The following is an 8635-nucleotide window of genomic DNA, read 5'->3' as shown; positions in this document are numbered from 1 at the left end:
GTTTTAAACCACCACTCCTCAAAGTGGGTGTTTGCAAAGACGATCCTGCATGTCCTCCCTGTCATGTAGACGAAGGCTTGTCATTCCTGCCTCGATATAAAACTCCCTATTACAGCTTAAAGGTTAAAACTTAATTATTCACAACGTACAAAGCAGCGTGTTTTTATATATTACTGCATTTCACAATAAAAGACAATGGAAAAATCATACTAATGAATGAATAAAGATCAGCCGCTGATAGCAGACTGATCTTTATTTGCCGCATATGCCGTATCATATAAGAAAGTTTTAAACCACCACTCCTCAAAGTGGGTGTTTGCAAAGACGATCCTGCATGTCCTCCCTGTCGTATAGACGGAGGCTTGTCATTTCTGCCTCGATATAAAACTCCCTATTACAGCTTAAAGGTTAAAACTTAATTATTCACAACGTACAAAGCAGCGTATACATATATCATACCCATATCGGGGAAAAAAATCAATGGCAATTTTTTTCTTTGCTCCTGCCTTCAATAGAAGGTGTGTCTACATAATAACCGATAAAATCATCTTCCGGCAATACTCATTTTTTACCATCATTTTTTCCGAAGAATAGATAATGTTCTGATCATTGATCCTGCAAACATAATCCCCGCACCTGAAAATAAAAGAATAAGAAATTGGTTTTTATTAATCATATCAAGCGGGTACAATATACTTAGCAGTATGAAAATCATCCCTGCAATTGATAAAGCCCATCCTAATTTTTTCATGCTGTTTGTTCCTTCCTTTTTTTAAAATATGTCTCGCAAAAAATACGGAGGGAAGTTATTATGAATTATTTGTCTGAACCTACTAGATCTCTATGTTCAAGAAACAGCCTAAGCCATTGCGAAGGTCTTTTGTAGGATTCTTGCTGATTTTCCCGGCTTGGAGTTAAATATAAGTACCAGCTTAGTGCCCTTTGAACACAGGCTAGCTGATCAGATATCCGTAGTGCCTTCTCGAGCTCTTCCATAGGCGCAAATCTTGTCCAAGGTTCTAAGTAATACGGTCTAAACTCATCCACTATCCCTAACCACTCCGCTTCTGTATCAATTAGCTCGTCCAGTGCATGCCAGAAGACTCTCGTGCTGAAAAAAGGGTGTGTAACGGAAGCGTCTCCCCAATCAAAGAAAACAAAGTTTTCATTTTTAGTCCGGATATTTCCAGAATGAAGATCACCATGGTCAATGGAAGCTGGCAAGAAATCCAATTGATCACACATGTCGAGAATGATAGGCTGCAGCTCTATGATTTTTTCTGTTTCTTTAATATCCAAGCCAGTATCACACATACTTCTCAAATACATCTCTATTTCTTTTTTAAGTTTTGGAATTCTCCTATCAGGAACCCCTATTGCGAGAAGATCATCAGTGGTGTCTGCTTCAGATGCCTGCAATTCAGAATACTCCTGAATTGCCCGCTGCCAGATTTTCTTATTCCTATTCCCTCGCAAAGGTTCTCCGCCAATATCTCTCATTAACAACCAGCCCGAGCTGTTATCCACAGATACACAGTCCGCTGTAAGGTCCGGATGCCGCCTGTGTAAATACTCTGTTAGTGCTGCTTCATGACAGGAGGCTTTGCTAACTGCCTTAAAGAATAAGTCCCCGTCAGTTGTGGGGATCCGTTCAATCAGGCAAAAGTCCGATGCCTTGACCTGGTCTAACTTGCCGCACGTTCGAATGTTTGCCGCGTTCATTTCTTTAAAAATCCACTCTCTAGATTGAGTGGAAAAATTCGGATGGAACCACTTTGCTCTATTTCGGGGAATATCTTTCTGTTCAGCTATCCAGCTTTCCAAGATATGTTTGGAGGCTTCACTTGGCAGAAGAATCCGCTGAATATCTTTAGCATCAGACCATTGACCCTTTCCTGCATCATAATCTATCAGCCTAGCCTCAAATATGGCCTGGGGATAGTCATTATCCCTCTTAAATAGCTGCCTGCCTATAGAGGTTTCGTATCCAAGCTGGGTGCGGACAGCACTTTGTAAAGGACCCACCATCTCTGCTTGAAGGAGTTCCGCATCCACTATAGGCAATACAAATCCGTTTTCAGTTGGTAAAACCAGCAATTTTGAATGTGAAGGATGAGAAATGAAAAGCATGATTTTCATAGTGCTTCCTCCTAAAAAGAGCGTAAAAAGATGTTAAACGAGCCATCTTCTAAGTATATGTATAAACAAGGGACGAAGCTGATATATGATTCATTTTACCAGCGGCAGACGGTAAAAGATACAAATGGCTTTAAGAAAATAATTGATTCTGTAGCTGCAAAGCTCCCAGGAAATTGAATAATCAGACAGTTGGCTCAGACATAATGGTCCAATAAAAAACGGAATCATAATCACCTGGATAAGAGGTATGATTCCGTTTTTTGTACTTATATTGAATTTTTTGTATATAGTCTTTTTTAGTTTGAGTCATTTTGGTGACCGGGTGGATTCCATTCCAGCTGCCCCGGCCCACTTCAGGATTTCTCAAGCCTTCCCGAACCAATTTATCCCGTTTCTTTTTCGCACGGCTTTTTGCCATCATCCTTCACTCCTTAGTGCTTTTATCCTGTATTATATATCACCAGTTAAAAGTTGTGTATGCGGAGAGAAGATTTTTTATCTAATGCACGGACTTAGGAGGAACTCCAGCAATCAGCCGTTCCCGAAATTTCCTGTATTGCATGAACATAGCTATTCTCCAAGGAACAATCATGCCGAACGCCAGGATCCAGAACATGCCGCTCAATTGTCCTAAGTCAATGGAAGCACTGAGAATAAATTTGGCGACAATCCGAATAATCAGCAATCCGATTAAGATAAACGCAAATGCTTTGGAACGCTTTAAGTAAATTTCATTATCTCGAATTTCAAAAGCCGACGTTTTAATCAGCAAAATGGAAAACAGCAATCCTACTGTTATTGCCTCCAGACATTCAGATGAGGTTACCCTGAACTCCGGGATAAAAAACATAAGTGCCCCTGTGCTCATAAAAATAGGCGGCAATATTATTTTTTTTGCAGACACGGGCCGTTTAGCAGCCTTCATTCTTATGAAGATGAAGAAAGAAGCCATTACTGCAGCTAATATGGAAGAAATGTAAATCATCAAGGTCTTTGTCACCCTTTACTTAAATATGCTTACTTCTTATATTATATTTCTATCTAAAAAAAGCAAGTGAACTTTAACTCATGGACATCAAAATCCCCTTCAGCCTTCTGAAGGGGGAGCCAAATGAATTAATTTAGCACACGATTAACGGCTTCCAGCACACGGGACTCGTCGAACGGCTTAACAATAAAGTCCTTAGCTCCAGCTTCAATAGACTCAACAACCATTTTTTGCTGTCCCATGGCGGAGCACATAATAATTTTTGACCCAGACTGGTTTTTCTTCAATTCCTTGACTGCCTCTAGCCCGCTCATTTCGGGCATGGTTATATCCATAATCACTAAGTCCGGAGACAAGTCTTTAGACAGTCTGACAGCCTCTCTTCCATTTTCAGCTTCTCCCACAATTTCATGGTTTGCCTTCGTAAGGATATTCGATAGAGTTATTCTCATAAATTTCGCATCATCCACAATAAGTATTCTGGCCAACGTAGTATCCCCCTCAAAACACCAAAGGATGTAAAGATTACATGATTCTGGTAATAAAGATATACTATTACTATATCGGACTTTTATACCATTTTCAATTAATTGTCAGCCTATTATTGAAATCGTTTTAAAACCCTTGAAAACCGCCAAATAGCGACGAAAGAGCGGAAGTCAGCCTAACCATCCAATTGAAAAATAGAATAATACCCATAGCAATCATGATAAAGCCGCCTGCTTTTACCATAGTATGGCTATGCCGTTTTATCCATTTCAATCTTCCTATGAAAAAAGATAAAATAAAAAACGGTATAGCAAATCCGAGGGTATAGGCAGTCATATACATCACTCCGGATCCTGGATTAGTACCAGCCAAACCAATGACAGCCATTAGGATCGGGCCCGTGCAGGGTGTCCAGCCGGCAGCAAAAGCAAGACCGATTAGAATTGAACCGAAGTATCCCCCGGGTCTGTTTTTAAATTCAAATTTCTTCTCTCTCATTAAGAAATCAAAATTGAATACTCCCATAATTACTAGTCCAAAAAACACCATTAAAATGGCTCCGATTTGCCTGATTAAATCATTATAATCGTAAAACCAGGTACCAATTATCGAGGATCCGAAACCCAGTGCAATAAATATGACGGAGAAACCGATTAAAAAAAAGATTGTATGTAAGAAGCTTCTCTTCCGCAGCATTGATTTTTCTGTTTTAATGTCACTGACACTCATCCCGGTTATATAGGACAAAAACGCCGGATACAATGGTAAGCAGCAAGGCGAGATAAAACTCAGAAACCCTGCCCCCAGCGCTATAAATATATTGATATCATTCATATCCACAACCCCTAATCATCTCTATCTTCCTATATTCTATCAAACTATGCATGGGACATTCTTGCTAAAATATGAAATTTATTTGTATTCCTTCGATATTGTATGAAGCCTTTGTATCCATTAGACTTAGTTACCCTCATTCTCTGACAGCATTTATCATTTGTACTTTTTTCCAACATGTTTTATACTACTATACATCATGAGTTTACAAATTTTTGGAAACCATACATAGATGGCTGATTAGAAAGGAATTTTTATCCGTGACTAAAGAAGACTTATTGTCCCTCATAGAAAATAAGAGATCGGAATTGATTCTCATCGGTTCGAAGTATGGTTTAAGTTCTCCTCTAGCTCTGGAGCGAAGCCAGGAACTGGACATGCTGCTCAATCAATACGATCGATATTCTGTACCAGAAGAACTTGTGAACAGCTAACACTTATTAACTTTCATAGAAGAAGCCTTTTCCGAAACCGGAAAAGGCTTTTATTATATTCAAACGCTGCTACGTATATAACGGTCCAGCCATAAGCTTAAGACCGACTGTTCTTTAGCCTGGCACCCTCTCCGGAGAACACCACTCCACAAAGGCTCCAAATAGTTAGACAGGCACTGCTTTCTGCTTTCTTCTTAATTTACTGCGTTTTCAATTTTATCTGCTAAGCCGTTTTGAAGCAGATACATCTTATAATAAAGCTTTTGCTGGGCAAGGAGTTCCTGGTGGGTACCCCTTTCTACTATTTCACCTTGATGAAGGACTAATATCTGATCTGCATCCTGTATGGTAGAAAGACGATGTGCTATAGCAATGGTCGTTCGGCCTTTCCGCATTTTTTCTAAGGCGAATTGGATTGCTTCTTCTGTTTCGGTATCAATATTGGCTGTTGCTTCATCCAGAACCAATATCTTTGGATTTGCAGCAATCGTCCTGGCAAAGGCAATGAGCTGCCTCTGGCCGCTCGAGAAGGTCGATCCACGTTCGACTACTTCATGGTCATACGTTCCCGGCAGCTTATCAATAAACGTATGTGCCTGGACAAATTGGGCGGCTTCCCTAATGTCCTGATCGGTAATGGCCGGATTATGCAGCCGTATATTATCTTTAACCGTTCCATAGAACAAGAATGCATCTTGGAGCACTAACCCCATTTGCTTTCTTAATTCTGTATCTGTGTAATCTTTTATCGAAACTCCGTCGATCAAAATTTCGCCCCGGTCAAATTCATAAAAACGCATCATGAGATTAATGATGGAGCTTTTACCACTTCCCGTATGACCGACCAGGGCCACCGTTTCTCCTCTGCGTGCTGTAAAGCTGATATTTTTTAAGACATCTCTTTTTCCGTCATAAGAAAAGCTTACATTTTTAAATTCTACTGCCCCGTCTTCAATGCTATGAAACCCTTGAACGTTTTGTCCTGGTGCCAGCTCTGTATCATCCATAATCTTAAAAACCCTGTGGCCGGCAATTATAGCCTGCTGAAAAAGAGACAGCCTCATCATTACCTGATTAAGTGGTTCGAAAAAACGGTCAATATAATTTATAAAGGCATAAATGACACCAATCTCTACTGGACTATTGAATGAAGTGATCCCGAAAAAGCTTAAAACAATAATCAATGCCAGTGCATAAATTAAATCAATAGCTGGGCGCAGCAGGAGTCCATCGACTTTGATATTCTTCATGCCGGCGTTAAAGTGTTTATCATTAACCTCTTCAAATTCTTTGCGAAGCCTTCTTTCCTGCCTGAGTACTTGGATAATCGACATACCCTGTAAGGTTTCATTGATCTTTGCATTCAGCTGGCTCAGCCTCTCCCGCATGTCGAGATAGTAAATGGAGCTGTATTTTCGGTATGCCTTCATTACCAGGAAAATGACAGGGAGAATCACCAGACAAAAGAAAGCCAGTTTCACATTTAATGCAAACATGGCAATGAAAATGCCAGTAAGCTGGAAAGCACTTTGAATGAATGTACTGATCACGCTGACAAACATATCCTTAATCGCTTCTGTATCATTGGTAATGCGGGAAACAAGACTTCCTCCAGGTGTTTTATCAAAGAATTTCATTCCCAGCGTTTGTACTTTTGAGAAAATATCTATTCTCAGCTGCTGAATGATGCTTAATGCAATCTGCTGAAACTTAAGAAGCTGAAAGTACAAAAAGAAAACCATGGCAGCCTGTATTCCCAAGTAAGCTGCTCCAAGCCCGATGAGACTCGAACGGTCCAAGTTTTTCGGAGTTAAATAATCATCAATGAAAATTTTAATGATAATGGGACTGAAAATATTTCCTAAAGTCATCATCAACAAGCAGAAAAATGCGATGAAAATTATTTTTTTATGCGGTTTTGCATAACTGAGCAAACGCATGAGAACTTTACGCTGCTCTTTTCCATTCAAGGAATAGCTCTCTGTATCCATCTTCACCCTCCATGCTCAACAAGCTCTTCAAGCTGCTGCTGTAAGTACATTGTTTTATACCAGCCGTCTGTTTGCATGAGCTCCTCATGAGTGCCCTGCTGGATCATTTCTCCCTCGTCTAGAACAAGGATTAAATTCGCATGCTGAATCGCACTTAGACGGTGTGCGGTAATGATGGTCGTTTTTCCTTCCCTGTTTTCTTTCAGGTTTTTCAGTATCGTTTCTTCTGTCTTGGCATCAACTGCTGACAAGGAATCATCCAATATTAAGACTTCAGGCTGCATAATCAAAGCACGCGCAATGGAAATCCTCTGTTTTTGCCCTCCAGACAGCGAAACGCCTCTTTCCCCTACAATTGTTTCATATCCATCGGTAAATTGCAGGATATCGTCATGTATATAGGCACTCTTAGCTGAATCTATAATTTCCTGATAGGAAGCCTGTGGAACAGCAAATGCAATATTGTCTGCGACTGTCGCGGAAAAAAGAAAATGATCCTGCGGAACATAACCAATTGAACTTCTTAGGTTTTCCAGCGAATAGTCATCAATGCTATGCCCGCCAAAGCTTATCTCGCCTGTATACCCATCAAATTCTCTGATTAAAAGCTTTAGGAGAGTTGTTTTACCAGATCCCGTTTTACCTACAATGCCTAAGGTCTGTCCGGGATATAAAGTAAAATGAATATTTTTAAGTACTGGCTGAAATTCATTGGGGTATGTAAATTTCTTTATATTAAACTGGATAGCGCCTTCTGCCTTTACTTGCAAGGAAGCTTCTTTTTCCGTTATATCCACTTTCTCATTAAGCAGGGCCATAACTCTGTCATAAGAGGCCCGCCCTCTTTCTACTATATTAAACAGCCAGCCAAACGCCAGCATCGGCCAGATCAGCAGTCCCAAATACGTTGTAAAAGAAACAAGCTGCCCAATCGTCAACTCTCCTTCAAGAACATATTTAGCACCAAATGCAACGGAAAGAAAGAATGAAATTGCAACGATTATGGAAATGGTGGGATCAAATAGTGCATCAATCTTCGCTACCGTCATATTCTTCTTCACGACATCTTCCGATTGCTTTTTAAACGATTCTATATCTTCCTTCTCCTGGCCAAACGTTTTTATCACCTTAATGCCATTGATGCTTTCCTGGGTTTTATCATTTAAATCAGAAAAGGCTTCCTGTGCTTTATGAAAACTCTTATGAAGCAGCGTACCATAATAGCTGGTAAGATAAGCCATAATCGGCATTGGAATCAAACAGATCAGTGTAAGCTTCCAATTGATAAAAGCCATAGCGACAATCACTGTACCACCCGTGGTTAATGAATCCACGAGCGTTAATACCCCTGACCCGGCTGTCTGCTGGATGGCCTGTAAGTCATTGGTAGCATGGGCCATCAGATCCCCGATTCTCCTTCTCTGATAAAAGGCTTGAGACATTCTCGTAAAATGGCTGTACAAACGATTTCTCATCTGCCGAGCCAGCTTTACAGCTGATCCGAAAATCATTATTCTCCAATAATATCGGAGAACATACATCCCCAAAGCTGAAGCTGCCAGAATACCAAGCCATTTAAAAAGACCCTGCATACTCAAAGTATCATTCTGAACTAAATCAACCACCACACCGATGATCCGTGGAGGAATCAGCTGCAAAAGTGCAACAAAAACCAGCAGAATAACCCCTGAAGCATAGGCCTTTCTTTCCTGTTTGAAGAACCATTGTAAATCCAGGAATATCTTCATCAATTGATTCCC

General features: G+C 40.3%; 10 protein-coding genes and 1 other RNA gene. 2 read left to right on the top strand and 9 right to left on the bottom strand.

Features of this window, described 5'->3' with window-relative positions:
• Positions 1-252: 252 nt before the first annotated feature.
• The 3 genes from ssrS to CUU66_RS20315 form a co-directional block, all read right to left on the bottom strand.
• Positions 253-447: non-coding RNA, 6S RNA (gene ssrS / locus CUU66_RS20320), on the bottom strand.
• A 127-nt stretch (positions 448-574) separates the two neighbouring features.
• On the bottom strand, positions 575-751 hold the full coding sequence (locus tag CUU66_RS24430) for a hypothetical protein (protein ID WP_180955374.1): 177 nt from the start codon (positions 749-751) through the stop codon (positions 575-577).
• Between the two features lie 65 nt (positions 752-816).
• Positions 817-2139, bottom strand: coding sequence for a phosphotransferase (locus CUU66_RS20315; protein WP_101645225.1), 1323 nt, complete (start codon positions 2137-2139; stop codon positions 817-819).
• A gap of 30 nt (positions 2140-2169) precedes the next feature.
• On the opposite strand from CUU66_RS20315, the gene CUU66_RS24425 reads away from it, so the two are divergent.
• Complete coding sequence (locus CUU66_RS24425) at positions 2170-2316, top strand: hypothetical protein (protein WP_180955373.1); 147 nt, start codon at positions 2170-2172, stop codon at positions 2314-2316.
• A 4-nt stretch (positions 2317-2320) separates the two neighbouring features.
• Here the strand turns inward: CUU66_RS24425 and CUU66_RS20310 are convergent, their stop codons facing one another.
• The 4 genes from CUU66_RS20310 to CUU66_RS20295 all read right to left on the bottom strand — a co-directional run bounded on the left by CUU66_RS20310 (position 2321) and on the right by CUU66_RS20295 (position 4450).
• Positions 2321-2557, bottom strand: coding sequence for a hypothetical protein (locus CUU66_RS20310; protein WP_101645224.1), 237 nt, complete (start codon positions 2555-2557; stop codon positions 2321-2323).
• Between the two features lie 81 nt (positions 2558-2638).
• Positions 2639-3124 (bottom strand): CcdC family protein, encoded by a 486-nt coding sequence (locus CUU66_RS20305; RefSeq protein ID WP_101645229.1) that lies wholly within the window; start codon positions 3122-3124, stop codon positions 2639-2641.
• 131 nt (positions 3125-3255) lie between these two features.
• Entirely contained in the window at positions 3256-3615 is a 360-nt protein-coding gene (locus tag CUU66_RS20300) for a response regulator (RefSeq protein WP_101645223.1), read from the bottom strand.
• A gap of 127 nt (positions 3616-3742) precedes the next feature.
• Positions 3743-4450, bottom strand: a complete 708-nt coding sequence (locus tag CUU66_RS20295) for a cytochrome c biogenesis CcdA family protein (protein ID WP_101645222.1) — start codon at positions 4448-4450, stop codon at positions 3743-3745.
• A gap of 260 nt (positions 4451-4710) precedes the next feature.
• Here CUU66_RS20295 and CUU66_RS20290 point away from each other — a divergent pair, with 260 nt between their 5' ends.
• The gene (locus tag CUU66_RS20290; protein WP_101645228.1) at positions 4711-4884 is read left to right on the top strand and encodes an aspartyl-phosphate phosphatase Spo0E family protein; all 174 of its coding nucleotides are present in this window, start codon (positions 4711-4713) and stop codon (positions 4882-4884) included.
• Positions 4885-5078: 194 nt separating this feature from the next.
• Here the strand turns inward: CUU66_RS20290 and CUU66_RS20285 are convergent, their stop codons facing one another.
• Complete coding sequence (locus CUU66_RS20285; RefSeq protein ID WP_101645221.1) at positions 5079-6875, bottom strand: ABC transporter ATP-binding protein; 1797 nt, start codon at positions 6873-6875, stop codon at positions 5079-5081.
• A gap of 2 nt (positions 6876-6877) precedes the next feature.
• Positions 6878-8623 carry an ABC transporter transmembrane domain-containing protein gene (locus CUU66_RS20280; protein ID WP_101645220.1) on the bottom strand — a complete coding sequence of 582 codons (1746 nt, stop codon included), beginning with the start codon at positions 8621-8623 and terminating at the stop codon, positions 6878-6880.
• Positions 8624-8635: the final 12 nt, after the last annotated feature.

The organism is Peribacillus deserti (assembly GCF_002863585.1).
GTDB lineage: Bacteria > Bacillota > Bacilli > Bacillales > DSM-1321 > Paraperibacillus > Paraperibacillus deserti_A.
This window is presented reverse-complemented; position numbering and strand designations above follow the sequence as displayed.

Bases quoted from the DNA above. Each gene is read 5' to 3' on its own strand.
- CUU66_RS24425 (WP_180955373.1), top strand. From the start codon at position 2,170: ATGTTAAACGAGCCATCTTCTAAGTATATGTATAAACAAGGGACGAAG.
- CUU66_RS20285 (WP_101645221.1), bottom strand. From the start codon at position 6,875: ATGGATACAGAGAGCTATTCCTTGAATGGAAAAGAGCAGCGTAAAGTT.
- CUU66_RS20280 (WP_101645220.1), bottom strand. From the start codon at position 8,623: ATGAAGATATTCCTGGATTTACAATGGTTCTTCAAACAGGAAAGAAAG.
- CUU66_RS24430 (WP_180955374.1), bottom strand. From the start codon at position 751: ATGAAAAAATTAGGATGGGCTTTATCAATTGCAGGGATGATTTTCATA.
- CUU66_RS20305 (WP_101645229.1), bottom strand. From the start codon at position 3,124: ATGATTTACATTTCTTCCATATTAGCTGCAGTAATGGCTTCTTTCTTC.
- CUU66_RS20315 (WP_101645225.1), bottom strand. From the start codon at position 2,139: ATGAAAATCATGCTTTTCATTTCTCATCCTTCACATTCAAAATTGCTG.
- CUU66_RS20310 (WP_101645224.1), bottom strand. From the start codon at position 2,557: ATGGCAAAAAGCCGTGCGAAAAAGAAACGGGATAAATTGGTTCGGGAA.
- CUU66_RS20295 (WP_101645222.1), bottom strand. From the start codon at position 4,450: ATGAATGATATCAATATATTTATAGCGCTGGGGGCAGGGTTTCTGAGT.